This window comes from Azohydromonas lata NBRC 102462 (genome assembly GCF_001571085.1).
GTDB lineage: Bacteria > Pseudomonadota > Gammaproteobacteria > Burkholderiales > Burkholderiaceae_C > Azohydromonas > Azohydromonas lata.
This window is the reverse complement of record NZ_BCTC01000090.1, coordinates 1-26,405: the sequence shown is the minus strand read 5'-3', so window position 1 is coordinate 26,405 and position 26,405 is coordinate 1. Positions and strand designations below refer to the sequence as shown.

General features: G+C 65.4%; 23 protein-coding genes and 1 pseudogene. 2 read left to right on the top strand and 22 right to left on the bottom strand.

Annotation, left to right across the window (positions count from 1 at the left end; genetic code table 11):
• Window positions 1-223: 223 nt before the first annotated feature.
• The 10 genes from ALA01S_RS32145 to ALA01S_RS23505 all read right to left on the bottom strand — a co-directional run bounded on the left by ALA01S_RS32145 (window position 224) and on the right by ALA01S_RS23505 (window position 16,938).
• Entirely contained in the window at window positions 224-1,414 is a 1,191-nt protein-coding gene (locus tag ALA01S_RS32145) for a polysaccharide pyruvyl transferase family protein (RefSeq protein WP_084267859.1), read from the bottom strand.
• A gap of 76 nt (window positions 1,415-1,490) precedes the next feature.
• On the bottom strand, window positions 1,491-2,720 hold the full coding sequence (locus ALA01S_RS32140; protein ID WP_084267858.1) for a glycosyltransferase: 1,230 nt from the start codon (window positions 2,718-2,720) through the stop codon (window positions 1,491-1,493).
• 1 nt (window position 2,721) lies between these two features.
• A complete protein-coding gene (locus ALA01S_RS32135; protein ID WP_169805988.1) occupies window positions 2,722-3,675 on the bottom strand; it encodes a glycosyltransferase in 954 nt (317 codons plus the stop codon).
• Entirely contained in the window at window positions 3,668-4,954 is a 1,287-nt protein-coding gene (locus ALA01S_RS33415) for a hypothetical protein (protein WP_157119226.1), read from the bottom strand. Before ALA01S_RS33415 ends, ALA01S_RS32135 begins: the two co-directional genes overlap by 8 nt.
• Window positions 4,955-5,133: 179 nt before the next feature.
• Complete coding sequence (locus ALA01S_RS23530; protein ID WP_066341654.1) at window positions 5,134-7,644, bottom strand: hypothetical protein; 2,511 nt, start codon at window positions 7,642-7,644, stop codon at window positions 5,134-5,136.
• A 13-nt stretch (window positions 7,645-7,657) separates the two neighbouring features.
• Window positions 7,658-8,851 carry a hypothetical protein gene (locus ALA01S_RS23525; protein WP_066341647.1) on the bottom strand — a complete coding sequence of 398 codons (1,194 nt, stop codon included), beginning with the start codon at window positions 8,849-8,851 and terminating at the stop codon, window positions 7,658-7,660.
• A gap of 24 nt (window positions 8,852-8,875) precedes the next feature.
• The gene (locus ALA01S_RS23520; RefSeq protein WP_066341645.1) at window positions 8,876-10,102 is read right to left on the bottom strand and encodes a TolC family protein; all 1,227 of its coding nucleotides are present in this window, start codon (window positions 10,100-10,102) and stop codon (window positions 8,876-8,878) included.
• Window positions 10,103-10,285: 183 nt separating this feature from the next.
• Window positions 10,286-11,668, bottom strand: a complete 1,383-nt coding sequence (locus ALA01S_RS23515; protein WP_066341643.1) for an HlyD family type I secretion periplasmic adaptor subunit — start codon at window positions 11,666-11,668, stop codon at window positions 10,286-10,288.
• Window positions 11,665-13,488 (bottom strand): type I secretion system permease/ATPase, encoded by a 1,824-nt coding sequence (locus ALA01S_RS23510; RefSeq protein ID WP_084267855.1) that lies wholly within the window; start codon window positions 13,486-13,488, stop codon window positions 11,665-11,667. The genes ALA01S_RS23515 and ALA01S_RS23510 overlap by 4 nt, the downstream gene beginning before the upstream one ends.
• A 120-nt stretch (window positions 13,489-13,608) precedes the next feature.
• Entirely contained in the window at window positions 13,609-16,938 is a 3,330-nt protein-coding gene (locus ALA01S_RS23505) for a hypothetical protein (RefSeq protein ID WP_066341640.1), read from the bottom strand.
• 438 nt (window positions 16,939-17,376) lie between these two features.
• Here ALA01S_RS23505 and ALA01S_RS23500 point away from each other — a divergent pair, with 438 nt between their 5' ends.
• On the top strand, window positions 17,377-18,033 hold the full coding sequence (locus tag ALA01S_RS23500) for a helix-turn-helix domain-containing protein (RefSeq protein ID WP_066341637.1): 657 nt from the start codon (window positions 17,377-17,379) through the stop codon (window positions 18,031-18,033).
• Window positions 18,034-18,057: 24 nt separating this feature from the next.
• On the opposite strand, the gene ALA01S_RS23495 is transcribed toward ALA01S_RS23500, so the two are convergent.
• The 6 genes from ALA01S_RS23495 to ALA01S_RS23470 all read right to left on the bottom strand — a co-directional run bounded on the left by ALA01S_RS23495 (window position 18,058) and on the right by ALA01S_RS23470 (window position 22,600).
• Window positions 18,058-18,546, bottom strand: coding sequence for a hypothetical protein (locus ALA01S_RS23495; RefSeq protein ID WP_066341635.1), 489 nt, complete (start codon window positions 18,544-18,546; stop codon window positions 18,058-18,060).
• Window positions 18,547-18,644: 98 nt separating this feature from the next.
• Window positions 18,645-19,505 (bottom strand): ModD protein, encoded by an 861-nt coding sequence (gene modD, locus ALA01S_RS23490; RefSeq protein ID WP_066341632.1) that lies wholly within the window; start codon window positions 19,503-19,505, stop codon window positions 18,645-18,647.
• A gap of 127 nt (window positions 19,506-19,632) precedes the next feature.
• Window positions 19,633-20,061, bottom strand: coding sequence for a TOBE domain-containing protein (locus ALA01S_RS23485; protein WP_066341630.1), 429 nt, complete (start codon window positions 20,059-20,061; stop codon window positions 19,633-19,635).
• Window positions 20,062-20,182: 121 nt separating this feature from the next.
• On the bottom strand, window positions 20,183-20,968 hold the full coding sequence (locus tag ALA01S_RS23480) for an ABC transporter ATP-binding protein (RefSeq protein WP_066341628.1): 786 nt from the start codon (window positions 20,966-20,968) through the stop codon (window positions 20,183-20,185).
• A gap of 100 nt (window positions 20,969-21,068) precedes the next feature.
• Complete coding sequence (gene modB / locus ALA01S_RS23475) at window positions 21,069-21,743, bottom strand: molybdate ABC transporter permease subunit (protein ID WP_066341626.1); 675 nt, start codon at window positions 21,741-21,743, stop codon at window positions 21,069-21,071.
• 56 nt (window positions 21,744-21,799) lie between these two features.
• Window positions 21,800-22,600, bottom strand: a complete 801-nt coding sequence (locus ALA01S_RS23470) for a TOBE domain-containing protein (RefSeq protein ID WP_066341625.1) — start codon at window positions 22,598-22,600, stop codon at window positions 21,800-21,802.
• A gap of 136 nt (window positions 22,601-22,736) precedes the next feature.
• On the opposite strand from ALA01S_RS23470, the gene ALA01S_RS23465 reads away from it, so the two are divergent.
• The gene (locus ALA01S_RS23465) at window positions 22,737-23,246 is read left to right on the top strand and encodes a hypothetical protein (RefSeq protein ID WP_066341623.1); all 510 of its coding nucleotides are present in this window, start codon (window positions 22,737-22,739) and stop codon (window positions 23,244-23,246) included.
• 48 nt (window positions 23,247-23,294) lie between these two features.
• Here the strand turns inward: ALA01S_RS23465 and modA are convergent, their stop codons facing one another.
• The 6 genes and pseudogenes from modA to ALA01S_RS34945 all read right to left on the bottom strand — a co-directional run.
• On the bottom strand, window positions 23,295-24,056 hold the full coding sequence (gene modA / locus ALA01S_RS23460; protein ID WP_066341621.1) for a molybdate ABC transporter substrate-binding protein: 762 nt from the start codon (window positions 24,054-24,056) through the stop codon (window positions 23,295-23,297).
• Window positions 24,057-24,293: 237 nt separating this feature from the next.
• Window positions 24,294-24,731, bottom strand: coding sequence for an ArsC/Spx/MgsR family protein (locus ALA01S_RS23455; RefSeq protein WP_066341619.1), 438 nt, complete (start codon window positions 24,729-24,731; stop codon window positions 24,294-24,296).
• 31 nt (window positions 24,732-24,762) lie between these two features.
• Entirely contained in the window at window positions 24,763-25,284 is a 522-nt protein-coding gene (gene hscB, locus ALA01S_RS23450; RefSeq protein WP_066341617.1) for a Fe-S protein assembly co-chaperone HscB, read from the bottom strand.
• Window positions 25,281-25,856, bottom strand: coding sequence for an Rrf2 family transcriptional regulator (locus ALA01S_RS23445; protein WP_066341615.1), 576 nt, complete (start codon window positions 25,854-25,856; stop codon window positions 25,281-25,283). Before ALA01S_RS23445 ends, hscB begins: the two co-directional genes overlap by 4 nt.
• A gap of 109 nt (window positions 25,857-25,965) precedes the next feature.
• Window positions 25,966-26,289, bottom strand: a complete 324-nt coding sequence (locus ALA01S_RS23440; protein ID WP_066341613.1) for a (2Fe-2S) ferredoxin domain-containing protein — start codon at window positions 26,287-26,289, stop codon at window positions 25,966-25,968.
• A gap of 10 nt (window positions 26,290-26,299) precedes the next feature.
• Window positions 26,300-26,405: pseudogene (locus ALA01S_RS34945) on the bottom strand (ferredoxin family protein); the annotation flags it as partial.

The following is a 26,405-nucleotide window of genomic DNA, read 5'->3' as shown; positions in this document are numbered from 1 at the left end:
GCCGCCGGCCTGCAGCCGCCGCACCAGCGCGCTGCCCACCATGCCGCGGTGGCCGGCGATGAAAATACGATGTCGTTCAGTGCTCAAAGTGGTTCTCAGTTTCCGGTAATTCAAATACCGTCTTGCATACAATTTGCCCGTCAAAATGGATGCATATTATTTAGCGGTACTGATGCCAAGTGTGCGCGCAAAAAGCTTTTCATATTTTGTCCAGCCAGATTGTTTATGACGGTGCGATCTGGGCGACAACCGGAGCTTCGTAAAAATCCGAAAACTGCTGAGACAGGTCCAGACCATTTCTCTGCGAAAAGTATTTGAACGCCGCTGCGAGTTTCGTGCGACATCCGTCAAAATCAAGAACGGTACGTGACGCTGCCTCAAAAATATGACGAGGAAAAGAGCTGGCGCATTGAAGAAATTCTTCCTCCAGCATCATGGGAACCGCCATTTTCTTCGCAAGGCCGATAGTGCGACTGTCATGCGCCACCAAAATAGCAGGCACGCCAGCTTGCATAGGAATGACGGTGCCGTGAATGCGAGAGCCAATTGCGAACCCGCAAGTTCTTGCAAAATCCATCCAGCCGTCAAGGGACGCAAAGAAGATCGACCGGCGCCTGAGCTCGCGCAGCAAAGGTCCTAAGGTGGGCTGCTCGTCATAACTATTCCCTATGGAGTCACTCCCGCTTGGCAGCGTTAACTTTGATTTAAGGTCGAAAATTGCTTTTGGCGTTTGCAGCACATAGTGAGCGCGTGCGACATTTGCCAGTTTGGCGGTTGCATAAAGCTGTGGATTAACTTGGCCGATGTCGCCTGAAAATTCGGAAACAATAACTCGAAAATCGGTCCACGAACTGCAACTGGCCAGCATTTTAAATTTCTCAGATACCTCCGCACCCAATTGAGGGTTTAAGTTCAGAAAATTGGAGGGACACCCTGTGACAATCACGTTAGCGATCCCGTGCTCGGCTAACACATCGCGAGTAAAGTCATCTCGAACACTGATCACCTCACAGCGTTCCGACAGCAACTTTGCCAAGGCCAGCGTATTTTTACCCAACTTGAGCGAGGAAACACCCAGTGAAGCTTGCGCGCCCAGTCCAACAGTAAATATATTGCAGTTTGTTCTTGACAGAACCGAGTGTCGAGAAAAATTTGATTCTTCAAAATCCGGCGTGCCACCGAGCCAGTTTGCGGCAGCAATGGCGATGGTTTTTGGCTGCTTGCCGACGGCGCGCAACCCGTCCAAACTGGAATAGTCTCCAACGGTACAGTCGCTTAGTTGAAAAATGCGTGTGACGGCACGGCGAAAAGCAAAGTTGCCCAAGTTGCCGCCACAAGCCTGTACGTACTCGTCATACTCGAAATTTTCCGAGTCACGGATGGCATCAAGAAATGGCAAGTCAAGAAGAAACATTATTATCTCTGGAATGATATTGGTCTGTAGGCTGCCAATCTATAGCGCTTGATCAGAAGCTCCTCTGCAGCCAGGGTCAAGCGACGCTTTGGACTGGCATGCTGATTTCTCCGCGACTTGATGCTGTTTGGCTGAAAAAATCGATAAATTCTGATGTAATTTTGTCGATGGCATGGTCGCACCTGACGCGTTCAACAAGCGCAGGCAGCTCAGACCCATTTTTACGTCGCCAATGAATAGCTCTCACAAGTTGTTCCGCAAAACTTTCCTTCGAATAATCCTCCGCGACAAAATCCAGGCCAAGGTAGCGAACAAACTCCTCGCAACCGTGGTTGGGGCCAACGACCGGAAGCAGTCCATATGCCGAGGCTTCGACCAGCACGTTGGGCCAATTGTCTTCGCTGGAGCAAGTGAGAATGACGTCGCATTTCTGGTACAGCGCGGCAAGCCGTGCTTGATCCGAGATGTGCCCATGCCTGACAACCTTGATTCTAGATTTTGATTCAACCAGTCCCGGGCTGGCGCGACCGACGAGATGCAATTCGACATTGCCAAATAGTTCAGCAAAGAGGGCAACAGATAAAAAGCCAAGCTCCGAATTCTTGCGCCGCTCGCTCAAGGAGTCCGCAATGATCATGACGCGAGCAACTCTTGAGGCGTCGGTGTGGGTGTTGCCGGTATCAGTTGAAGACTCTGCGGCAGGTACATAAACGTTTCGAATGACGCGAGTTCTATTTGAATCTGATAGTCCAGCGGCCAGCACCCTTGAAACCACGTGTTTGCTTGGAGCAGATATGAAAACGTTGGGGAGCGACAGTAAGCTTTGCTTTTCCTTGAACGCGCTGACGACAGCTGCCTTCGAGAAAACACTAGTGTTGACTTGCGGGCAAGCAGCGCAATCCGACTTTTGGCGCATACAGCCGGCTTGGTAATGGCAGCCACCGGTTGAATAAAAAAAGTCGTGCATGGTGATAAAAACCGGTTTGCCAGTTTTAGCCACTTCTGCAATTTCGGCGGTTGTGACGAGAAACGATGCCCACTGCACGTTGATCACGTCGTATTGCATCAAAAAATCCACGATCCATTGTCTAACAAAACCACAATGTTCGCCCGTGAAATGAGTATCCGTTAGCATCCGGTTCGAAGCACTTCCAGGATAAATAACGCTTTCGGGAATTCCTCCCATCAACGTTGCTTCGATGAAGTCACAATCGATTCCAGGTAATTGGTTGAAGGCGTCCGAAAGTCGCTTGGCTGCGATGCCAGCGCCACCGCCGGATGCGCTCGACAACATTGCAATCTTCATTTCATTCCTCCAGAATCTTAGCGCGCATGGCCAGCTCAATATTTTTCTTCCAATCTCTTTCCATGGCCGCTATTCGACTGTTCAGAATCTCGATTGCGGCACCGCTATACTCGTTGCTGTCAAAACGTTTCTTCAGCTCATTAAATTCCGAAACCAAAACGTTCAGCGTATTCTTGCACTCCGTCATACCGCCGTGAGCAGCTTGAACCATAGCCAACTCCACTATGGATTCGGCACGCTTGCCGCGGGTTTTGCATTCTTCGTGATATACGCTGTATGCAATATCCAAATCCATTGAAATCATCTCAAACTTGCGGGACATGCCAATGAAAAGGTCTGCGTCCATCGCATAATGCAGATCTTTTTTTACTGGACCGCAGGCTTTCCATGCGCGCTGACTGAAGAACACACTCGGTTGCACAAGATGATTTTGTGCATAGTTGAGCAAATATTCAAAACGCAAACATTCAGGAGGGAACTTGAAATGGCGGATGGGGCTGAAGTCAAGCTCCGTCATATACGCGTTGCCGACGACGATATCGGCATTGGAACGCGAAGCAAATTCGCGTCTAACTTTAACCAAGGTGTTGGGTAGTATGATATCGTCGCCATTGAGCCAATAAAGTATGGGTTTTGTGCTGATGGCAAAACCTTTGTTAATAGCATCAGATTGACCTTCGTCGCGCTCCGAAACAATTTTTGTAAAAAGCTTCTTGTAGTGATTTGCGATGCTCACGGTATCGTCCGTACTGCCGCCATCCATGAGAATGACTTCGCAGCCTGACAAATCGTTCAACATTAGGCTTCGAATCGTTTTTTCGATAAAGGTCCCGGCGTTGTACACAGGCATGACGATGGAAACGCCAGGAAGTCTGGGTTCTGCTGCCTCGATCGTGGTCGATGATTCCCAGGGAAGTATCGAGGTGTTCTGCAAAGGCTTGATCGATTTATTCATGATTGAAATTGCACAGGATTGCATTTACAAGTTGACGTTCTGCATCGTTGATGCATGACAAGGCAATGGCTTCAAAATCATTATTGTTCAAGATGCCGTGCACGATCAATTCATTGCACACAATATCCAAGTGATAGAACCTGCGGCTCATGGCGTCACTTGTTTTCAATACCTGCTCAATGGCTGCCCTGTGCGCATTGCCCACTGGATAAAATTTCCGAACGTTGAAGCTTTTGGTGGCCCTTCGAATACGAACGACAAGGTACAACAGTCTGAGATAGTCAGAGAATTTTTTGACGTTTGAATTGCTGTCCGCCATGTGTGAGAAAAGCACCAACTGGCTTATTTCGTTGGTCGTGATGTGCAAATACAGTTCATTGATCCGTGGGAGGTAGACGGCCAGTAACGGATCTTCCGCCACCATTTTGAATATTTCAATAGGGGCTGAAGGAATCGACTCAACTTTGCCCCGGTCACGGAAAACGAAACTGTCATAGCAAAGCTGAAGCTTCCTGCTTGTATCTTCGTTCTTTGTACATTGGGCATTGACATAGGAGGCAAATTCTTCCGCTGCGGCTACATAGTTGTCAGTCGAGACAAAACCGGACGCCTTGAGTGCGGGAATATACCAATTGAATTCAGCAACGTTGCTATAGCTCGTGCAGTGTGACTGATGCAGAAAGAACGGGCCGTCTAATATCTGCCCGTTCACATTCTGATGACGTATGCCGGCTGCCATGTAGTAATCCCATCCCGGCACGCCAAAAGCCATGCGCTCCGACACGGGGTCCTTGGATAGCACCCTCCACAAGGCCTCCAAAGCGTCCGCGCCTATAGCAAACACGTCCAAGCCACCGCGGTAAATTTGTGTGCTGCGATGTGTGGAAGCGAGCGTCAGTACTTCCTTGCGTGCAAAAGCATAGGCGCCATCACGCGACAACATAAGGTGCGGTAGGCCTGTCAGATTGGGATAAATATCTGAGTTGGCTAAAAACAGCATGCCCGGTTTGTAGTGATGCATTGCCAAATGTAAAACAGGCATAATCCGCGGCACATTTTTTCCATGCAGTTCTTTGGCGCTCGCAGACTCGGATATTTCAAATATCTCGGCAATTGAGCCAAACTCTTTCTCCGCCGCGACACGTTCGGTGGCAGAATTACAGGAAACTACTTTGAAATCCAATTCTCGCCATGCTGAAAGGCAGGCGCGCTGATAATCTTGACGGGCAAACGGATTCGCGGACGTAATAACAGTGGCTGAAATCGCTTTATTTTTCAATTTAAACTCCCGTAGCGATTACTGGAAAATCCAGTGCCCGCAAGCTCACCACTCCTTTGACTGTGTGCCAAAGGCAAACATTGAATTAGTTCAAAGGCCCGCATACATAGGAAAATTGTTGGTGAGCACATCTGAGAAAAACAAATAAGTGGCGATCTTTATGGAAATCGGCGGCACATTTATGCGCGCACTGCCTTGGCTTTACGTGGTGCCGTTTTTTTTCGAGGCGTACTCGGCTTGGCTTGAGTGCCGGATTTGGTTTGCGCGGGCCGGCGCATTGGATCTGTCTGTGCTGCCGCGGGTGTTGCAAGGCTTGACGACGCTGCAGCCAGTGCTTGGACCATGGGTTTGGCATACGCAGTTTCCAGCGCCATCGGTGCGGTAATCGGCGAAGCAACGGCCACGGCAGGTGGTGTTGCCCTGCGCAGCGGTGCCGTGAGTTCACGAAGCACGCGCAACATGTTCGTCGCCATGGTTTGCCATTGCTGGATGGCGCGCTGCGTGCTTATGCCTGCCGCGGGCAACGAGGCAAGCAGCCGCGGTAGCACGGCCAGCAACGCGGTGACGAGTTGCTGGTCAGCGGCGGGCAGCCGCGCCCATACCTTACGGTCCATGCTTACAGGCATCGCAAAGCGAAGTTCCAGCTTCGGACCGAAATCGTCTGCGGATTCTTCGAACCAGCCCTTGAACACGGACTGGGCCGAAGCAGGGAATTCCAGTTTTGGGTGCTGGCCGAATTGACCTTCTTGCGTGTTGGCGCATGCAAGCCGGAACTCCAGGTGTGGCCATCGCTGTGCGCCGAACGAGACGTCCCCTAGCCGCAGCCATAAATGCTCGTAGTCAACGTTGACTTGCTCTCTGACAAGCCGCACGGTGTCAAAGCGCAATGCAGGCGGCCACCTGTCCATCAGCAGCCGATGCTGTTGTAAAGCGGTGGCCCACTCGGCAGTCAGCGTACCTGGCTGAGCTGCCAGGAGTTTGGGCAAGGCTTGCAGCAAGTCCCAGTCGCTGGTGCTGAGTTCCATCAGCATTGCCACCAAGGCTTTGAGCTGCTTAGGGTCGCGCTCAATTTTCAGGATTAGGCGGCCGCCTTCGGCCACGTCGGTAGGCCAGTGCTGCAGCGGCGAAGAATCGCCCACTTTCCGCTCGATGCCCAATCCAAACGAGCCTTGGTGCAGCACGGTGAAGAAGTCGACTTGTGGGTACTGGCGGCTGCCTGCGTAGAGACCGCGCACGCGCCAGTGCGCTTCATGGGGGTGATCCGTGGGGCTGGACAGGCTTTCCAGCATCTCGAAATCGCAGTAGTCCGGGTTACGCTGCAGCACGCGCTGCAGGCTTGACTGCACGGTCTTGAGCTGGTCCTGCAGCTTGCACTGCTGCAGGAAGCTGGTTTCCAGTTCCTCTTGGGTTTGCTGCAATTGCTGCTGCAGCACCAGACTTTCCTCTTGCGCTTGCAGCGCTTGCGTTTGGGCTCGTGAGCAGCTCTTTTGCTCTGCGTGCAACTGTTGCTTCGATTCAGCAATGCATTTCTCAGCAGCCAGCTGCTTCTGCAACGTTGCCGCCCTCTCAGCTTCTAGAGTAGCCCGCACCTGCGCATGGCCCTGTTGCTCAACGGACAATTGCTGAGAAATTTGCGACAAGCGTTTTTCGTGACTCTTGAGTCTAGCAAGCGCGGCTTCCAGCTCCTGCTGTGCTTGGCTGAGCTGTTGTCCATGCAGCTCCAGGGTGTGCTTTGCCTCGGCCAGTTCGGCCTCTGCGCGTTGGCGCCCTAGCGTCTGCTCTTCGCGTTCGGAGCGAACCTGTGCCAGTTGTTGACCAAGCGCTTTGTTGTGCGCAGCCACTGCCTGTGTCTGCTCATGGGCTTGGCGCAGCTCACGCTCATGAGAATTAAGGGCAGCAGCAAGAGACTGCTGCTCGGCGCTTCGGTCAGCAAGAACGCGGTAAGCGTTCAACAGCTCTTGCGGGTTGGAGCCATCAGTCTCGGCAAGCTGCTCTTCGTCAGGTGATGTCTGAGACAGTGGCGTTACGCTGACCACAAGTTCCTGCAACAACGGCTCGAACTCCGGGTACTGCAAGAACATATTTTGCGCAAGATGTTGCACCAGCGCATCGGGCTCCGGGGCCTGACCTGCGGGCAGCTCAGGTGAAGCCAGCTCCAGCGACCATTGATCACGTAACTGTTGCAGAAGCGCCTCTGGCTTCTGGACGGCTTCTTGAGACCACAGCAGCACGCTGCGTTGGGGATGACGCAGGTGAAAGCTCAGCAGCGCTTGATGCGTGGCATGCCAGTTTCTCAACTCCAATGCCACGTCAACGTTGGACGGGGCTTGAAGGATCAACCGACTCAGGGCCTGTCGAGGTGTGTCGCACAAAAGCACGAAGCGCACGCCGGGTTCAAAGTCGGCCCAATACTGCAGCAGTGCGGTACTGCGCTTATCGCTCCAGCCCCACAGCGGCACGTCGATGTTGGCCAGGAACAGGTCTGCTGCCAACTGATCCCAGAGGCGCCCGGGTTGACTGCCGCCAGTTGCGTCCCGGCTTCGTCCCAGCGCCTTCTTGTGCCAACCCGCGAGGTCCAGTGCAACTTGGCGGTCCAGCTTCTTGGGAGCCGCCATGCCGGCCAACTGCAGCATGTTGTTGATGTTCTGGAGAGCCGTCTCTGGCGCTCCCGTGATGCACAAGATATTCATGGCTTTCTCTTGGTCAAGCCGGGCGCGTATTCAAGCGCCGCAACTGGTTTTTCGTCTTGGGTGCCTGTGGTGCAGCCTGTGCTTGCGATTCGATGAGGCTGGCGGGTTCGCATTGCAGCGCCGCCTCATAAGCTGCGCGGGCGGCCTCGGGGCGCTGCTGCAGCTGCCAGGTTTCCGCGATTCGGCGATAACAAAGCGCGTTGGGGCCCAGCAGCTGCAGCAGCTGCGCATACGCGGCGCGGGCCATTGCTGGCTGGCCGGTCTCCTGCGCCAGGCTGGCTTCGGACATGGAGCGCAGCAGCGCGGCTTCGGCCTCGGCCTGCCCGGGCCGCAGCGCTTGCGCCAGCGCGGCCATCTGATTCATGGCCTCGGAGCGCGTCATCAAGGGCCAAGCAGGCGCTGCTTCGCGAGGGAGCTGCACCAGCCGCGGACTGCCCGGCAAGGGCGCCGCCGCGCCCGCCACGCGAGCAGTCAGCTCATGCGCCTGGCCGTCGAAAAGTTCATACGACAGCTTTAGCCTGAAGTGGTGGCGGCCGTCGCCCAAGCCCTGGGCGGCCAAGTCGGCACAGTGGTGGTCTGCATACCCGCGGGCGACGACCTGCCCACGGTGCAGGATTTCCACCTTGAGCTGTTGCGCCGGGCTCGCCGCGTTCCAGGCCCAGCCCTGCGCGAATCCGTCCACGAAGCCGTCGAAGTGGCCCGCCACGGCCGGTGCCTTGGGCTGCGAGCGAAGCGCGCCGGCCAGGCAGGCGTGCAGCGCATGCGTGGGCGGCAACACGCGGGCGAAGGCAGGCGCCAGCACTTGGCGCAGCGGCCACAGCAGCTCGCGCAACCGGTCCTGCGTCAACTCGGCCCAGGCCTGGACCTGCGCGGGCAGCAAGGGCTTGCGGCGGGCCGCGGTGACGCAGCCCAGCACCACCGGGCCAGTGGCCTGGCCCGGCCAGTCGAGCACCAGCGTGTACAGCGTCGGCCCAAGCCGGGTCGGAGTGGATTGAAAATAAGCCGCATCGCCCACCAGGCGTGGCAGTGGGTCGTCCGCATAGCGGCCCACGTGCCGCAGTTCGCCGAACTCCGGCGTGCACGCCAGCACCAGCACCAGCGCGTTGTCCACGCCCAATGCGAGCAGCACGCGCACGCCCGCAGGCGCCGGCACCGAAACGCCCGCGTTGGCACGGGCACCGGCGTGCATGGGGGCCTTGGGCTGCATGGCGGCCTGCCTTGACTGCGCGCCTTAGGGCCGCGCGGCGGCTGGGGCGGTGCTGGTCAGCAGCCCCAGGCGAAGCTGCGCTTCGCTCAGCGAAATATTGGAATTCACCAACCCCACCTCCGCATCCGCCTGCGCCTGGTAGCTGCTGATGACGTCGATGTTGGTCTTCACGCCGCCCTGGTAGCTCTTGATGTTGGCCTCCACCGACTGGCGCGCGATTTCCACGGCTTCCCGGCGAATCTGCACCTCGTCGCGGTAGGAGCGGATGGCGCTGAGCAGCCGCGTGGCTTCGTTGGCCTGCGTGTCCTGGGCAAAGCGCAGGTTGTCCTGCGCCTTGGCGAGGTCGGCTGCGGCGCGCTGGTAGTCGTAGTAGGGGCTGCTGCCCAGCGGTGCCGTCAGCGTCACGGCCACGCGCGAGGTGTTGGTCTGGGTGTAGCCCGGCACCTGCGTGTTCGCCAGTTGCGCCGCCACCTGCGGCATGTACTGCGCCGGCACCCGCTTGGCCGCGATCTCGGCCAGCCGCACGTTGAGCCTGGCCACCCGCGACTGCGGCGAGTCGTCGCGCACCTGGGCCACCACGGCGTCCGGCTCGCGCGGGTCTGCCCAAGCCGGCACGTCCACCTGCAGCGCCGCCACGTTGGCGCGCAGCCCGGTCAGCAGCGTGTAGCTGCGCTCGGCCGCCTGCAGCGCGTTGCGCAGGTTCACGCGGTTGGCCTGCGCGGCGGCCACGCGCACCTGGAAGTCGCTCACCTCCGTCACGGTGCCCTGGCCCAGCTCGCGCATGCGGGTGGCGCGGCGCAACTGCTCCTCCAGCCCTTCGATCTGCACGCCCAGGGCGCGTATTTGCTCGCGGTTGCGCACGATGTCGGCCATCGCGGCAAATACCCGCAGCGTCATTTCATTTTCGGCCTGCGCCTCTTCGGCATCAGCCAGCGCGGCCAGCGGGTCGCTTTGCTGCAGCGTGAGATACCGGTCGTAACTCAATATCGGCTGCTGCAGCGCAATGGTGCGGCTGTTGCGCCCGCCGTAATTGGGGTCGGCCGAGTTGTAATTGACCGAGGCCACCGGATAAAACGCCCCGGCCGACTGGCGCGAGGTCGCGCGGCGGCTCTGCGCCGCGGCCAGCGCAGCGCTGAACTGCGCATCGGCGCGCCGCGCAGCCTGTACCGACTCGGCAAAGGTCTGCGCTTGGGCCACGCTCACCACGCCGGCGGCGAGAAACAGAACGGAGATTTGAAGCGAACGCTTCAAGACGTTGTTTGTCATCTGCAAGGCAAACCCGTCCGGGATATTGACGGCCGGCCCGGTACTACGGAGTTTGGATTATTGAATTTTTAGTTTTCCGAGAAAACAGGTGCGCACCTTCCCAAGCGGGCACATTTCACGGCGCGGCGGCATTTGAAAGGAAATCGAAAGCGGCAGACCCGAGGCAGGTCAGTCCTCCTTGAAGCTGCGCGCGAACCGGTCCGTCAGCGGCTTGACCAGGTAGCTCATGAAGCTGCGCTCGCCGGTCTTGACGATCACCTCCACGGGCATGCCCGGCTGTATGCGGTGCTCGCCCAGGCGCTTGAGGCCGTCTTCGGTGGTCTCGATCTGCGCCAGGTAGAACTCGCCCTTGCCGTTGGGCTCGGTCACCTTGTCCGCGCCCACCAGCTTGACCACGCCCGGTATCACCGGCGTGTTGCGCTGGTTGAAGGCGGAGAAGCGCAGGTCGGCGGGCAGGCCCTGCTTGACCTTGTCGATGGACACCGGCGGCACCTGCGCCTCCACGATGAGCTTGCCGCCCGCGGGCACGATCTCCATGAGCACCTGCCCGGCGGAGATGACGCCGCCCACGGTGTTGACCTTGAGCGCCACCACCGTGCCGCTCACCGGTGCCTTCACCTCGGTGAGGTTGCGCGCGAACTTGAGCGACTCCACGCGGCTCAGGAAGGCCTCGCGGTTCTTCTGCAGCTCGGAGAGCTGGTTGTCTATGTCCTTGAGGTAGGCGCTGCGCTGCTGCGCCGCCTGCAACTGCGTGGAGGCAATGGAGGCCTGCGTGCGGCTGGCCTCGGCGGCCAGGTTGGCCATGTCGCTTTGCAGCGCGCTCTGGGTGCGCAGCACCTCGTTGGCCTTGGACTCCGGCACGTAGCCCTCCTTGGCCAGTTGCACGGTGTTGCGGGCCTCGCGCGCCACCAGCTCCAGCTGGCTGCGCTTTTCGGTGATGACCTTGACCATGCTCTGCGCCTGGGCCTGCTGGCTGGTGAGCTGTTCGCGCAGGATGTGCTGCTGGCTCTCCAGCTCCGCGCGGCGCGAGCCCAGCAGTTGGAGCTGCACCATCTTGGCCTCGGCCACGCGGGTGTCGCTGGCACCGAACTGCGCCAGCTCCGGCTTCCAGCGGATCTCGCTGCCCGTGCGCTCGGCCAGCAGCCGCGACTCGGTGGCCAGCAGGTTGATGTACTGCAGCTCGGCGCCGGTGAGGTTGGCCTCGCTGTCCAGCGGGTTGACCTTGAGCACCACGTCGCCCTGGTGCACCTGCGCGCCCTCGCGCACCAGCAGCTCCTGCACCACGCCGCCGCCCAGGTGCTGCACCGACTTGCGGTTGCCCGCCACGGTGACGTTGCCCTCCATCACCACGCCGGCATCCAGCGGCGCGAGCACGGCCCAGGCGAAGAACAGCGCGAAGGTGACGACGACGATGCGCACGGCCGAGCGGCGCACCTGGCTTTCCTCCAGCAGCACGGGCTCTATGCCCTCGCCCTTGGGCGTGAGGTGCGCGGGGTCGTAGGGGTTCCAGCCGGCGGCCCAGCCGCGCAGGCGTTGCACCAGCGCGCTCATGCGGCATCTCCGGTCACGGTGGCGGCGGCCCGGGCCGGGGCGTCGCCGGTTGGATGGCTGGCCGGAGCCGGCGGCAGCCCTGGCGCCGGGGCCGCTGCGGCCACCTTGCCCTGGGGCGGCGCCGCCTTGGCGCCCACGGCGGCAAACAGGTCCCGCGGCGTGCCGAAGCCCACCTGGCGGCCCTGCTTGAGCACGAGCATGCGGTCGGCCACGCCGATGACGCGCGGGCGGTGCGTGCTCAGCACCACCGTCACGCCGCGCTCGCGCAGCGTGACCACCGTGTTGATCAGGGACTGCTCGCCGGCCTCGTCCAAATTGGCATTGGGCTCGTCGAACACGATGTAGGCCGGCTCGCCGTAGAGCGCGCGGGCGATGGCCAGACGCTGGCGCTGCCCGCCGGAGAGGGCGAAGCCCGTGCCGTCGCCCAACAGGGTGTCGTAGCCCTGCGGCCAGCCCAGGATGGTGTCGTGCATGCCCGCCAGCTTCGCGGCGACCACCACCTTGCCGGCGTCCACGTCGCCCAGCCGCGCGATGTTCTCGGCCACGCTGCCTTCGAAGAACTCCACCTCCTGCGGCACGTAGCCCATGCGCGGGCCCAGCTCGTCGTGGTTCCAGTCGGAGATTTCAACCCCGTCCAGCCGCACCGAGCCCTCGGCCGGCTTCCACACGCCCACCAGCAGCTTGGCCAGCGTGGATTTGCCCGCCGCGCTGGGGCCCACCAGGGCCAGCACCTGGCCGGCCTCCAGCTCGAAGTCCACGCCGCTGAGCACCGTCTTGCCCGTGCCGGGCGCCGTCGCGCTGGCGCCGCACACCGTGAGCCGCCCAACGGGCGCGGGCAACGCCATCTGCTGCTCGCGCCGCCCGTCCTCGGCCAGCAGCAGGTTGAGCCTGTCCATGGCCTGGCGCGCGCGCACGTAGCTGGGCCAGTTGCCTATGAACTGCTGCAGCGGCGACACCGAGCGCGCGATGAGCATGCTCGCGGCCATGACCATGCCGCCGGAGATCAGCCCTTCGATGGCCAGGAACAGGCCCAGCGCCATGCCCAGCGAAGCAAAGCTGTTTTGCAGGAAGCTGGTGAATCCCTGGCCCACGCCGGCGGCGTCGGAGGAGTTGACCTGCAGCGACAGGAACTCGCGGTGCTTGCGGTGCCAGCGCCGGCGCAGAGCCGGCATCATGCCCAGCGCCAGCGTGGCCTCGGCCTGGCGCAGCGTGGCGCCAGCCAGGTGCATGGACTGCTGGTTGGCGTCGCTGGCGGCCTTGATGGCCGCGGTGGTGATGCGGCGGTTGACCAGCGCGGCGATGAACATCACGGCCGCGGAGACCAGCGAGAACACCGCCAGGAAGGGGTGGAACACCGCGCCCACGATGATGAACACCAGCGCGAAGGGCGCGGACAGCATCGCGATCACGCCGCGCCCGCCCAGGAACTGGCGCAGCTCCAGCAGGTCCGCCATCACCTGCTGCACGTTGAGCGCGCGCCGGCCCACGCTGCGGCGGAAGGACGCGTCGAACACCTCAGCGGCCAGCTCCCAGTCCACGCGCAGCGACAGCCGCACCAGCAGCCGCGAGCGCACGTGGTCCATGGCCGACCAGAACAGGTACACGCCCACCACCAGCGTGGTCAGCGACACCAGCGTCACCACGCTGCGGCTGGCCAGCACGCGGTCGAAGGCGTTCCACATGTAGACGATGGGCGCCAGCGACATCAGCTCCACGATCACGCTGATCACGGCGATGGCCCAGAAGCTGCGCTTGCACCGCTGCAGCACCTCTCCCACCGGGGTACTGCTTGTTGGGGGCGGGGTTTCGGATGCTTGCATGGCGGTTCCGCGGTTGACGGTTTTGGGCCGTCCTGGAGTGGCAAAGCCCTCTTCCGTTGCCGGAAGAGGGCTGGATGGCGCGCGCGGCGCGAGGCCGTCGCGCGCCGGTCAGGACGAAGATCAGCTGTTCTGCGTCGGGTGCTTGTTGAACGGGTCCAGCGTGTGGGCCGGCTCGTCGCCCAGGCCCAGCAGCTGCACCTGGGTCTGGTCGAGGTTGGCCTGGGCGAAGGTGAGGTGCAACTGGTTCAGCAGCGCGGCATGTTCCGCGTTCAACTGACCGGCCGTCTCGGACTGCCCGGACAACAGCAACCTGTCCACATGCGCGGCGCTGAGGGCCTGCAGGTTCTCGGCGAAATGATCGCCGCTGAACAGCAGGGCCATGTCGGAGTCTGTCACCACGAGGTCCACATTGGCCGCGGCTTCGAAGCTCGGCAGGTCGCTGAGCGTGAAGTCCTGCACCGTGCCGGTCGAATTGGACATCGCCAACTCGATGTGCTTGACGCCGCCGGCACCCTCCACGTGGTCCGCGCCCAACTGTTGCAGCTCCTGCAGCGAGGCCTGCAGGTAGGCGGTGTCGCCACCGGCCACGTCGGCCTGGGCACGCACCACCACGTCCTGGCCGAAGTGGTCGTTGCCCACGATGGGCATCGACTCGTCATGCGAGGGCGCGAAGCGCACGCCGGCCTCGGCCAGGGCATCGGCCAGCTCGTCGCTGATCTCCAGGTGCTCCACGCCCATGGCATCGAGCTTGGCTTCCATCGAGGAGATGGCGCTGCCGAGCTCGTCGGTGCTGTTGAGGTGCAGCTGGCGCAGGTCGGCCACGTCCAGCTCGGCGCTGACATCGGCGCCGGCCAGCAGGTTGTGCAGCGCGGTGATTTCGGCGGGGCTGGCGGCGTTGGCGAGCGTGAGCGCGTCGTTGAGCTGGACTTGCAGCGCGTCGTTGAGCGTGAAGTGCTGCGGCGCGTCGGCCAGGGCCAGGGCCTGGCCCGCGTCCAGCGCCAGCGCGTCCACGCCCACGTCGTGCAGGTGGGTAGTCAGCGCGTCGAGCTGCGCGTCGTCGGTCGTGGCCTTCAGCACCTGGGCCAGGTCGCCGTTGGTCATGTGCACGGTGACGTTGGCGTCCTGCAGCAGGGCATGCAGCTCGTCGTCGGTGGCGGTGCCCGCGCTCAGGAAGTGCGTGCCGGTGACGCTCACGTCGGTGCCGGCGGCCAGATGCAGGTGCGCATGCGCCAGCGAGGCGACTTCATGGTCGCCCAGGGCCAGCACGTCCATGCCGGCCTGGTGCAGCGCGTCGACCGTGCGGGCCAGCGCCGCGTCGCCGCCGACAATGGCCTTGTCCACGTCCTGCTGCGTCAGGTGCACCGTCACGTCGGCCTGGCCCAGCAGCCGGCCCAGCTCGGCCTGGCTGGCCGTGCCGTTCAGGAAGTTGCTGCCGATGTCCACCGCGGTGCCCGCGTCGAAGTCCAGGTGCGTGCTGGCGTGCGCCAGTTGGTTGACCTGGGCGGCGCTGAGCTGCAGCGTGTCCATGCCGGCGCCCTGGAGCTTTTCCACCAGGTCGTCCAGCGAGGCGTCGCTGCGCCCGGCGATGGCGGCGACCTCCGCGCCGGTGAGGGCCACGGCCACGTCGGCCGCGCCCAGCAGCGAGGCCACGCCCGCGCCGCCGGCTACGGCCGCGCCCAGGAAGCTTGTGCCCGTGACCACCACGTCGGTGCCCGCGGCAAAGTCCAGATCGTGGTGCGCCGTGGTCAGCGTCGTGACCTGCTCGGCGCTCAGGCTGATCTGCTCGATGCCGGCGGAGTGCAGTTGCTGCACCAGCAGGTCCAGTGCGTCGTCGCCGCCGCTGACCACCTTGCCCACCTGCGCCGCCGTCAACTGGCCGGCGACGTTGTGGTAGTGCTCGACTTGGTTGTTGATGGCGGACTGCAGCTGCTCCACGCTGTAAGTGCCGCCGTGTTGCACGGTGGACACCATCGTCAGCAGCGTGCTTTGCGACACCGCCGCCGCGGCCCGCGCGTCCGCCAGCATGTCCCACGCAAGCTTGTAGTTCGGATCAGAGGTGTCGCCGGAAGCCACCAGGACGCGTGCGCTGGCCAGCGTCAGGTCGCCGGTCGTCTTGGTGTAGGCCGTGTGGATAGCGTCCGAGATGAACTGGATCGCCTCCGTGATGTGGTCCACTTGGCCGGCATCGCTGACCACGGCCGCGACGGCGGCGTGGATGGCGTCGTGCAGGTTGCCCGTCGTCTTGAGCGCATTGCCCACGGCCGCCAGGGCCGCCTGCAGCTCGGCGGGGCTGACCACGCCGTCAGCGCCGGCCGACAGCTCGGAGATGGCACCCACCAGCGCGTAGAGCTGCTGCTGCGCCGCAAACACTTGTATGGCCAGGGCCGCGTTGTCCCCCTCCATTTCGGCGATGGGATCGAAGTGCAGCAGGTCCACGCCGGCGGGCAGGTCCAGGCCCAGCGCCTTGGCCAGGTCCGCCTGGGTCATCCCGGGGTTGAGCGCCAGCATCAGCGACAGCGGCGAAACGATCACGCCTTCGGCGCTGCCGTTGACCGCGGCCATGAGCGTACCCACGGCCAGTGTGGTTTCGCTGTCGATGCCGCCGGCCTCGACCACGATGCGGCCTGCGGTGGTGGCAGTGAAGCCGGCCAGTTTGAAGTTGCCGCTCTCGTCGGTGAAGGTGAAGTATTCGTCGCCCTCGTCCCACTGATTGTTGCCGTTGAGGTCGTTCCACACCCCGTCGCCGTTGGCGTCGTAGAACACGCGGGCGTGCTGCACCGGGCCGTCGATGACGCGGCCGCTCACCTCGTGCGTGGGGGCTTCCGTGGGCGTCGGCGGGGTCGTGGGCGCCGGCGTGCTGGTCGGCGCTGGCGTGTTGGTCGGTACCGGCTGCGAGTCGGACGAACCGCCGCCGCTCAGGGCAGCGGCTGCGCCGATGAGGCCCAGCCCGCCGACCAGGGCCAACTGCGGCGACATCTGGAAGGCGGCGGCTTCGGCGCCGGTGCCGGCCGATGCGGCCTCGGGGGCAGCGGCTTGCGGCTCGGCGGCGGCCACGGCGGCGTCGGCAGTGCTGGCCTGTGCCAGCAGCACGGGTTCGTCCAGCGCGGACTCGTCCACCGCGGGGGCTTCCGCTGTGGCGTCGCCATCGGCGAGTTGGGCCAGCAGGTCGGCCAGCTCCGCGGACACCTCGGGCTCTGCGGCCTGGGGGCTTTGCGCCGGCACGTCCAGGTCCACGGCCACGGCTTCCACCTGGGCCAGCGCGGCTGCCGCCACGGCGGCGCCTTCGTCCAGCGCGGGTGCGGGCGGCAGCGCAGCCAGTTGCATGGGGTCCACCACGGACTTGCTGGCCAGCAGCTCTTGCGCTGCGGCAAACATGACGCCTGCGGTCACAGCCTTGCCGGCTCGGCCGGCGGCACGCTTTTGCTTCTTGGGCTGGAACTTGGAGCTCATGTCTGTGTGGGGTGGATTCGTGCCCGCAGGGCTGGAGCTAAAACTGAAAGCTAAATGAAATGATATCAGTTTGTGAGTATGTCTGTCAGTTTTGCCGGTGATGCATGTTGTTTCTTTGCAGAGTAAATCAGCATCAACCCTGTCAAAGTTCACGAACTAAACCGATCGGGAAGGCCGCGCTGCAGGCGGGGCTGCCGCGCCCTTGCCCTGCGGCGCATGCGGTGTGGGCGTGCGCTTCTTCTCGGTTACAACTGATAGTTGAGATCGAAAAAATTGATCTCCTATCGATGTGCAGTTTTCATTTTTGCAAAACATAAGCTGAAACATCGGCCTCCCCGTTCGTGGGTAGGATCGTCCCTCGGTTTCCTGTGAGGGCTCTCCCGGCCTGGCACTTTCAGTTCAACATGGGCGCAACGCCTTTTCTCTCTTTCTTGAGCCATGCCCGCAACGACTGAAAGTGACAGCCCCGGCTCCTGCGCGGCGCCCGCACGCGACGCGGCCGAGGTCGTAGGCACCAAGGACGCCGCGGAAATGCTGCGCGTGTCGGTGGCGACGGTGCAGAAGATGGTGGAGCGCGGCGACCTGGAGGCCTGGCGCACCGAGGGCGGGCACCGGCGCATTCCGCTGCAGTCCATCCTGAAGTTCACGCGCGGGCGCACGACCGCGGCGGCACCGGCGCGCCGCCCGCTGCGCGTGCTGCTGGTGGAGCCCAACGCCGCCACGGCGCGCGCGGTGGAGAAGTTCCTGGGCGAATGGGGGGCGGCGCTGGAGCTGGTGGTGGTGGAAAGCGCCACCGACGCGCTGGTGAGCATGGCGCGCCGCATGCCGGACCTGCTGGTGACGGAGCTGGCCATGCAGCCGCTGGACGGCTTCGAGCTGATCAAGTCGGTGCGGCGCAGCTTCGATGCTTCGGGGCTGCGCATCCTGGCGACCACGGCGCTGTCGGACGCCGACATCCAGGCCCACGGCGGCCTGGATCGCCACGTGCTCTGCTACCGCAAGCCGCTGGCCCTGCAGCGCCTGGCCGGTTTCGTGGACGCGCTCGTCGTGGGCCTGGAAGCGTCGTCCGGCGGCGCCGCGCCGGCCGGCGGCTGAATCCGGCCCCCGGGCCCCCGGGCGTCAGGCCCGCGCGCTGAGCGGGCAAGGCAGGCAGTGCGCGAGCTGCCGCCGCACGCCGTCGAAGGCCTTGAGCACGGTGGCCTCGACCTCGGCGGCGATGTCGGCCAGGGCGGCCGTGGCGTCGGCGCGCAGCCGATCTTCGTGGCTGCGCAGCACCAGGGCCGCCATGCGGCACCAGCCGGCATCCAGCGTGTTGGCCAGGTCGTGGACCAGGGCGCGCGCCTGCGAGCCCGTGGCGCCCTGCAGCGCAGCGAGCTGGCGCAGGCAGGCGGCCCTGTCGCCCAGGAAGTCGTGCAGCAGGCCGTTGACGGCGGCGGCGTCGTTGTCGAAGTCCTCCAGCGCGCGCGCCATGTCCACCACCGGCAGCTCCGTGGCGGGGTCCAGAGGCACCGCCGCGCAGGCGCCGCAAGGCGGCGTGTGGCCGTGCGTCAGGTACAGGCCGGACTCGTCCACCGGGAGCGGGCTGTCGACGTCCGGCGCAGAAATCATGGAAGGTCGGTGAGTTGCTGAATGTGAATCAAAAATCGTAGGGGCAAACGCCGGGTGGCCGGCATCGACGGTTGTGAAGGAATGCCGCTTGGGCCGGATCACGCGTCGGCGCGGCGCTCGAAACGGACCTGGACGTCGGCGGGCGCGGCCCAATACGGGGCGGAGCTCACCAGCAGGTCGGCACCGGCTGCGGCGTAGGCCACGGCGTTGCCGGCGTTGACGCCGCCGGCCGGCGCCAGCCGCGGCTGCAGCCCCGCGGCCTGCAGCGACGCGCGCAGCGCGGCCAGCGCCTGCGGCGTGAAGCGTTCGAGCTGCAGCACCTCGGCCCCGGCGCGGGCCGCGGCCAGCGCGGCGTCGGCCGAGCCCACCTCCACCACCAGGCGCTTTTCCGGCTGCGCGCGGCGCAGCGCGGCCAGCGCCGCGAGGCGGTCGGCCTCGGCCAGGAAGAGCAGGTGTTCGGGGAAGACGAGCAGGCTTTCCGACAGCCCCAGGCGGTGCATCACGCCGCCGCCGTCCTTGACGGCACGCGCCGCGATGGCCCGCGTGCCCGGGAAGCTCTTGCGCGTGCAGGCCAGCGGCACGTCGCAGCCGGCCTCGCGCAGCGCGTCGAGCATGCGGCGCACCGCGCCGGCGATGCCGGACATGCCCTCCACCAGCGTCTGCGCCACTTTCCACGCCAGCAGCAGCGCGCGGGGGGCGCCTTGCGCGTGCAGCAGCGCGTCGCCCGCGCGGGCCGGCGCGCCGGAGGGCAGCACGGCCTGCGCCGTGGCGCCGCAAAGCTCGAACAGCCGCGCCGCCTCCTCCACGCCGCTGAGCGTCATGTCGCCGCGCGCCGTGAAGGCCACCGCCCCCTGCCCTGCCAGCGGCAGCGTGTCGGAGGTGAGGTCGCCGTGCGGCGCGTCCTCGTGCAGCAGCGCGCGCAACAAGTCGTCGGAAAGCGGGCGGCGCGATGGGGTCATGGCGGCTTGGGCGGCTTGGGCCGCAGGGAGGGAAAGGCGCTGCAATAGCAGGGAGCGTGCCGCCGGCGGCCCCATTGCGTTGACCGCGCAACGTGGCCCGCCGCCGCGGCCCGCGGCCCTGGCGGCGTCAGGCCTTGACCGCCACCATCACCGCATAGGCCTTGAACGCGGCCGTGGCCTGCTGGCCGACCTTCAGGCCCAGCGCGTCCACCGCGTCGTTGGTGACGCTGGCGGTGACGCCCAGGCCGCCCGGCAGCGTCACGCCCACCAGCGACACGGCCGAGCCCCTTTGCAGCGAGGCGATGGTGCCGGTGAGCTGGTTGCGCGCGGAGAGCTTGTAGCCGGCGAAGTCCGTGACCAGCACCACCTCGGACGACTTCACCAGCGCCATGGCCTGCTGGCCCACTGCCACGCCCAGCCGCTCGGCGGCCGCGCTCGTCATGGAGGCGGTGATCTCCATGCCGCCGGCCAGGCCCAGGGTGACCTGCGCCGTCACCGGCCCTTGGTTGACGGCAACGACGCTGCCGGGAAATTGGTTGCGGGCAGAGGTTTTCATGAGAGCTCCTTGCTGGTTGGGCCCGCTGTGGGGCCGTGTGGGTAAACGGGGTGCTGCAGTGGGGTACTGCAGCGGGGTACTGCCCTGGGGTATTGCCGGGGAGGTGATGCAGGATGTGCGCCTAGGCCGCGTCGCGCGTGGACAGCAGCGTGCGCAGCCGCGCCTGCTGCGGCCGTGGCGGGCGTGATGGGGCGGGCAGCAGGGCGGATGCGGCCAGCTCGCGGCTTTCGGCCTGGTCCAGGTCCACGGCGCGCACGGCGCGGCCGCCTTCCACGAGGTAGGCGACGTTGGCCAGCGCCAGCACGTCCTCCACGTCGTGCGTGATCATCACCGCCGGGATGCCCCAGCGCGCGCGCACGGCGGCCAGTTCCTCGCGCAACTGCTGGCGCAGCATGGGGTTCAGGGCCGCGAAGGGCTCGTCGAGCAGCAGCACCTGGGGCTTGCAGGCCAGCGCCCGCGCCAGGGCCACGCGCTGCTGCTGCCCGCCGGAGAGCGTGCGCGGGCGGCTGTGCGCCAGTGCCGCCAGGCCGAAGGACTCCAGCAGCTCGTCCACGCGCGCGGCGTCGGCGGCCGACAGGCGCCGGCGCCACGTCGTCAGCCCAAAGGCCACGTTCTCGCGCACGCTCAGGTGCGGAAACAGCGCGTAGTGCTGGAAGAGGTAGCCCACGCCGCGCGCTTGGGCCGGCACGTCCACGCCGGCGGCGGCGTCGAACCAGGTCTGGCCGCCCACGCGCACATGCCCGGCCGCGGGCCGGAGCAGCCCGGCCATGGCCTGCAGCGTGAGCGACTTGCCGGCGCCGGAGGGGCCGTAAAGCGCCACCACCGGCGCCTGGCTGGCAAAGCGCACGTCCAGCTCGAAACGGCGGCGGCCATCGCTCACCGACAGCGCCACGGCAACGTCGATCATGCAAGCCTTTCGGGATGCGGTGCTTGAATGCGGCGCGCCGTGCGCGCCTTGGGCGGGGCAGGCGCTCGCGGCTGGCGTGCTTGGGTGGGCCATGGCGGCGTCAGCGCAGGGAAAAGAGGCGGTTGGAGGCCACGAGCACGGCCACGGACATGGCGGAGATGGCCAGCGCCAGCAGCATGGCCACGTCGTCCCGCCCGGCCTGCACGGCGTCGTAGATGGCCATGGAGGCCGTCTGCGTCTGCCCCGGGATGGAGCCCGCCACCATCAGCGAGGCGCCGAATTCGCCCAGGGCGCGGGCGAAGGCCAGCAGCGTGCCGGCCAGGATGCCCGGCCAGGCCAGCGGCAGCGTCACGCGCGCGAACACGCTCCAGCGCGACTGGCGCAGCGTGCGCGCGGCGGCCTCCAGCTCGCGGTCCACTTGGGCGAAGGCGGTGCTGGCGGCCTTGAGCACCAGCGGCAGCGCCACCAGCGCCGAGGCCACGACCGCGCCGTGCCAGTTGAAGATGATGGTGTAGTCCAGGTGCGCGCGCAGCCACTGCCCCAGCGCGCCACGCCGGCCCATGAGCAGCAGGATGGCGTAGCCCAGCACCGTGGGCGGCAGCACCAGCGGCAGCATGCACACGGCCTCCAGCACGCTGCGCCCGGGCAGCCGCGAGCGCGCGAACACGTAGCCCAGCGCCACGCCCAGCACCAGCGCGGCGGCGGTGGCCACGCCCGCCACGCGCAGCGTGAGCGCCAGCGGCGCGGTGTCGAATTGCTGCCAAAGCTCAGACATTTCCGACAAACCTCACATTTGCGACAGGGGCTGGGCCGCCGTCGCCCGCCACCGGCTCAGGGCGCCGCGGGCGCCGGCCCAAGCGCCAGCATCACGGCGTAGGCCTTGAAGACCGCCGTGGCGGCCTGGCCGATGGCAAGCTCCTGCGCCGCCTCGTTGCTCACCGAGGCCGTGACCACGGCGCCGCCGGGCAGCGTCAGGTACACGAGGGAGGCGACTTGCCCGCTGTCGATCTGCGACACCGTGCCGGCGAGCTGGTTGCGCGCGGACAGCACGTAGCCGCCGAAATCCGTGACCAGCGTGACGGAGGAGGCGTTGATCATGGCGATGGCCTCGCGCCCAAGCGCCACGCCCAGATCCCGCGCGGCGCGCTCGGTCATGGTGGCCGTGATCTCCTGGCCGCCGGGCAGCCGCAGCGTGGCCTGCGCCGTGGCCGGCCCAATGTCCACCGACGTGAGCGTGCCCGCGAACTGGTTGCGTGCCGTGGCCCGCACCGACAGCCGCTTGAGCACGCCGCAGAGGGCCGGTTGCTGCAACAACCAGTCTTCGCGCTCGCGCAGGAATTCGCGGTGCGCGGCCTGCAGCTCGCGCCAGGCCGCCAGCAGCGCCTGCGCCGTGGGCGTGAGCCGCGAGCCGCCGCCGCGCGCGCCGCCCACGGTGCGCTGCACCAGCGGCTGCGTGGCGAGATTGGCCGCGGAGTCCAGCACCAGCCAGGCGCCGCGATAGGAGTAGCCGGCCGTGGCGGCGGCACGGTTGATGGAGCCGGTGGCTTCTATGGCTTCCAGCAGCGCGAAGAAGCGGGCGTCCAGGCGTCCGGCAAGCTTGAGGTCGCCGGAAAGCAGGCTGGCGTCGTGCATGGGGCTGTCTTGTGTCGTGAGTGCGGCGGGGGCTGCATTCTGGTCCGGTGTGCGTTGCGGCACGGCCGTTGGGCCGCCAGGGCCGGGATAATCTTGAACGCAGCCCGCGAGGCTGTGCCTTCACCGGGAGCCCGCCATGACCATCGCCATCGTCGATTCCTGCGCCAAGGACGCCGCGTCCGCCACGGGCGAGCCGGAAATGCTGGCCACCTCGGTGCGCGTGGAGGGCTGCGTGCTGAAGCCCCTGGAGGTCACGGCCCGCCATCTCGACGCGCTCGAAGGCGCGCTGGTGCAGGACTTCGACGTCATCTGCACCTGGGACGGCTCGCACGGCGTGCTGCCGCCCCTGCGCGCGGTGTTCGTGGGCGACCTGCTCATGCAGGCGCAGCCGGCCTTCGAGCAGCGCGTGGATTTCAAGCGCATGGCCCTCGTCGCCGAGGGGCGCGGTGGCTACCGCGCGCTGTACTCCTGGGGCGAGATCTTCAATTCGCCCCTGGGCCGCGGCATCGTCGTGGCCTACGCGCAGGACGGCCAGCCGCTGCCCGGCGACAAGGGCTGCTTCGTGCTCTTCTCGCGCCACGACGTGGCTACCGGCCCGCGCTACGTGCAGGGGCTGCGGCGGCTGGAGCTCGTCAAGGTCTGGTGAGCGCCCTCGCGCCGCGGGGCCGGTGCCTGCTCGCATGCCGGTGCCGCCTCAGGGCTTGCTGAAGCCGTAGCGCGCAAGCACGCCCTGGGCCTCAGTGGTGAACAGGAAATTCACGAACTCGCGCGCCAGCGCCGCCTGGCGGCTGTCGCTGACCACGGCGGCCGGGTACGTCACCGGCGTGTGGCCCTGCGCGGTGAGCAGCACGCGCACCTTGTCCTTCATCAGCTCGGCGTCGGTGCGGTAGACGAAGCCCGCCTCCACCTCGCCGCGCGCCACGTAGTCCAGCACCTGGCGCACGCTGTCGGCATACACGAGCTTGGGCTCCAGCGGCTCCCAGAGCCGGGCGGCGTCCAGCACCTGTTTCGTGTAGCGGCCCACCGGCACGGTGGCGAGCTTGCCGACGGCAATGCGCCTGACCTCCGGCTTGGCCAGGTCGGCCAGCGTTGCCGGCACCGCCGCGCCCTGGGCCGGCGCCACCATCACCACGGTGTTGCCGGCGAAATCGCGCCGGGTGGCCGCATCCAGCACCTTCTCCTTGACGCCGCGGTCCATGGTCTCCTGATCAGCGCTCACGAACACGTCCACCGGCGCGCCCTGGACGATCTGCTGTATGAGCACGCCCGACGCGGCGAAGTTGAAGCGAACCGCCACGCCGGGCTTGTGGGCCTCGAAGCGCGCGCCTATCTCGCGGAAGGCCTCGGTGAGGCTGGCGGCCGCCGACACGGTGAGCTGCTGGGCCGAGGCCATCAGCGGGGCGGCAGCCAGGGCACAAAGGGCAGCGGTGGCCATCAAGCGGCGCAACGGGTTCATCAATCAGATCCTCCGGACAGGTTCAAGCGTGGGTGCGCTGCAGCCGCCCCGCCCGCGCCCTGCCGCCACCTCGGCGGTTTTGCGACATTGGCGACAAACGTAATGAAGTCGACTGCATTACGCACCGTTATGCACGACATGTGCCAACGCTTACAAGCCGGGCTGGCCGACTGCCCAATGACAACGGCCCGCCGGAGGGCCGGCGGGCCGTGGGCGTTGCATTGGCGCAACGCGGTGTCAGGACGACGCGCAGCTCATCTTCTTTTCCGGGTGGGCCGCGGCGGCGCAGCCTTCCAGCGACGCGGGCAATGCGGCGGGCGCCGACAGGCCGGCGAAACGCTCCACCTCGGCCGTATCGAACCCCACCAGCCGGGCGCCGTCGGCGCGTTCCATGAGCGGGCGGCGTATGAGCAGCGGCTCCAGCAGCAGGGCTGCCAGGGCGGCTTCGGCGTCCAGCGCCTCCGGGACGATCTCGCCGCTCTTCACCCGCGGCGCGGCGCGGTTGAACCATTGCGGCACGGGCAGCGGCGCCAGGAACTGCAGCAGCCGCTCGCGCGTCCAGGGCTCGGTGAGCAGGTTGTGCCGTTCCAGCGTGTGGCCGGCGGCTTCCAGCAGCGCACGCTGCCTGGCGTTGCCGCCGCAGCCGGGTTTTTCGTAGAAGCGCAGGTGCGCCATGTGCGTTCTCCCTCGGGGCCAAGCGGGCTGCTCAGGCGTCCAGCGCGTCCAGCCGTTCGTTGATGGCGTCGCGCAGCCGCGCGATGTAGGTGAGCACCCAGGTGAGTTGGGCGGCGGCGGCGGTGTCGTTGCGCTCGTCCAGCAGCACGCGCAGGTTTTCCAGCGTCTCGCGCTCGTGGGCGGCCACCTCGGCGTCCAGCCGTTCCACGGCTTCGGCGCCACGCGCCTCGTCCAGCGTTTCGCGCCAGCTCATTTGCCGCACGAGAAAGGCCATGGGCACGGCGTTGCGGCCGGCCCGCGCGTCCATGGACACGCCGCGCAGCTCGCACAGCAGCGCGGCGCGCTGCACGGGGCTCTTCAGGCGCTCGCGCGCCTCGTTGATGCGCACGGCCCACTGCGTGGCGGCCTGCTGCTCGGCGGCGCTGGCGCTGGCCACGTTGTCCGGGTGCATGGTGGCCTGCAGGGCGCGCCAGCGCTCGTCCACGGCGGCGCGGTCCAGTGCGAAGCGTTGCGGCAGGCCGAAGAGGGTGAAGTCGTCGGTCGCCAGGTTCATGCCACGCTTTCCGACAGCGCCTGGTTGGACGCCTGCGTGCGCGCCACGGGCAGCGCCCTGCGCAGCTCGTCGCGCCGCGGCAGCGCGATGGCCTGCCGCGGCAGCACCGATTCCACGGGCGGCTGGGTGCCCGCGGCGGCGGCGCTGAGCGGGCGCTGGTCGAGCAGGTCCTGGATGGTGACGGACGCGAGCACGCCGTGCATCACTTCCTCCAGCCCGGCCCAGAGCTCCTGCGTGAGGCACTTGCCGGCGTTGTCGCCGACGCGGCCTTCGGCGCTGAAGGTGCTGCGCCGGTCGGGCGGCTCCTTCACGCTGAGCACCACTTCGGCCACGGTGATCTCGTCCGGCCGGCGCGCGGGCTCGTAGCCGCCTTCGCGCCCGCGGGTGAAACGCACCAGCTTGTGGCGCCTGAGCTGGCTGAACAACAGCTCCAGCCCGTAAGGCGACACGCGCTGGCGCTGGCTGATTCTTTCCAGCGGCACGGGGCCGTGCTGGGCCAGCATGGCCAGGTCCACCATGACCGCCACGGCCATGCGGTCCTTGGCGAAGCGTCCCTTGTGAGCGGATTCCATTTCCTTGGCTCCCCAACTGGCTTGACTACAGCCGCCGCGGGTGCACGATCCGCGCCAGCGCCCGGCGGGTACTGAACGCGGCTCGTTGCCGCCGCGACTTATTTCACGCTTACCAGGTGCCGGCCTCGGCCAGCAGGCGCTCGACGGGCTGGCCGCCCTCGAGGTGGCTGTCGAAGATCTCGGTCACGTCGGCGGCACTCACGCCGCTGTAGAGCACGCCTTCCGGGTACACCAGCACGTTGGGGCCGTTGTCGCACGGGCCCAGGCAGCCGGAGTAGGTGATGGCGATCTTGTCGTAGGCCTGGCGCTTTTGCAGCTCGCCCCAGAAGGCTTGCAGCAGCGGCGAGGCGCCCTTGGCGGCGCAGGAGCCGCGGGGGTGGCCGGGCGGGCGCTGCTGGCTGCAGACGAAGACGTGACGTAGTGGCTTGGCCATGGTTTCTCCTTCAACCAAACTTGAACAGGATGCCGTGCCCGCCGCGGGGATACTCCCAGGCGACGTTGGCGTGTTCGGTACAGATCACCCGGCAACTGCCGCACTCCAGGCAGCCA

Excerpts from the sequence above, each read along its gene's own strand:
- ALA01S_RS32145 (WP_084267859.1), bottom strand. The coding sequence starts at position 1,414 with ATGTTTCTTCTTGACTTGCCATTTCTTGATGCCATCCGTGACTCGGAA.
- ALA01S_RS32140 (WP_084267858.1), bottom strand. The coding sequence starts at position 2,720 with ATGAAGATTGCAATGTTGTCGAGCGCATCCGGCGGTGGCGCTGGCATC.
- ALA01S_RS32135 (WP_169805988.1), bottom strand. The coding sequence starts at position 3,675 with ATGAATAAATCGATCAAGCCTTTGCAGAACACCTCGATACTTCCCTGG.
- ALA01S_RS23530 (WP_066341654.1), bottom strand. The coding sequence starts at position 7,644 with ATGAATATCTTGTGCATCACGGGAGCGCCAGAGACGGCTCTCCAGAAC.
- ALA01S_RS23525 (WP_066341647.1), bottom strand. The coding sequence starts at position 8,851 with ATGCAGCCCAAGGCCCCCATGCACGCCGGTGCCCGTGCCAACGCGGGC.
- ALA01S_RS23515 (WP_066341643.1), bottom strand. The coding sequence starts at position 11,668 with ATGAGCGCGCTGGTGCAACGCCTGCGCGGCTGGGCCGCCGGCTGGAAC.
- ALA01S_RS23510 (WP_084267855.1), bottom strand. The coding sequence starts at position 13,488 with ATGCAAGCATCCGAAACCCCGCCCCCAACAAGCAGTACCCCGGTGGGA.
- ALA01S_RS23505 (WP_066341640.1), bottom strand. The coding sequence starts at position 16,938 with ATGAGCTCCAAGTTCCAGCCCAAGAAGCAAAAGCGTGCCGCCGGCCGA.
- ALA01S_RS23500 (WP_066341637.1), top strand. The coding sequence starts at position 17,377 with ATGCCCGCAACGACTGAAAGTGACAGCCCCGGCTCCTGCGCGGCGCCC.
- ALA01S_RS23495 (WP_066341635.1), bottom strand. The coding sequence starts at position 18,546 with ATGATTTCTGCGCCGGACGTCGACAGCCCGCTCCCGGTGGACGAGTCC.
- modD (WP_066341632.1), bottom strand. The coding sequence starts at position 19,505 with ATGACCCCATCGCGCCGCCCGCTTTCCGACGACTTGTTGCGCGCGCTG.
- ALA01S_RS23485 (WP_066341630.1), bottom strand. The coding sequence starts at position 20,061 with ATGAAAACCTCTGCCCGCAACCAATTTCCCGGCAGCGTCGTTGCCGTC.
- ALA01S_RS23480 (WP_066341628.1), bottom strand. The coding sequence starts at position 20,968 with ATGATCGACGTTGCCGTGGCGCTGTCGGTGAGCGATGGCCGCCGCCGT.
- modB (WP_066341626.1), bottom strand. The coding sequence starts at position 21,743 with ATGTCTGAGCTTTGGCAGCAATTCGACACCGCGCCGCTGGCGCTCACG.
- ALA01S_RS23470 (WP_066341625.1), bottom strand. The coding sequence starts at position 22,600 with ATGCACGACGCCAGCCTGCTTTCCGGCGACCTCAAGCTTGCCGGACGC.
- ALA01S_RS23465 (WP_066341623.1), top strand. The coding sequence starts at position 22,737 with ATGACCATCGCCATCGTCGATTCCTGCGCCAAGGACGCCGCGTCCGCC.
- modA (WP_066341621.1), bottom strand. The coding sequence starts at position 24,056 with ATGAACCCGTTGCGCCGCTTGATGGCCACCGCTGCCCTTTGTGCCCTG.
- ALA01S_RS23455 (WP_066341619.1), bottom strand. The coding sequence starts at position 24,731 with ATGGCGCACCTGCGCTTCTACGAAAAACCCGGCTGCGGCGGCAACGCC.
- hscB (WP_066341617.1), bottom strand. The coding sequence starts at position 25,284 with ATGAACCTGGCGACCGACGACTTCACCCTCTTCGGCCTGCCGCAACGC.
- ALA01S_RS23445 (WP_066341615.1), bottom strand. The coding sequence starts at position 25,856 with ATGGAATCCGCTCACAAGGGACGCTTCGCCAAGGACCGCATGGCCGTG.
- ALA01S_RS23440 (WP_066341613.1), bottom strand. The coding sequence starts at position 26,289 with ATGGCCAAGCCACTACGTCACGTCTTCGTCTGCAGCCAGCAGCGCCCG.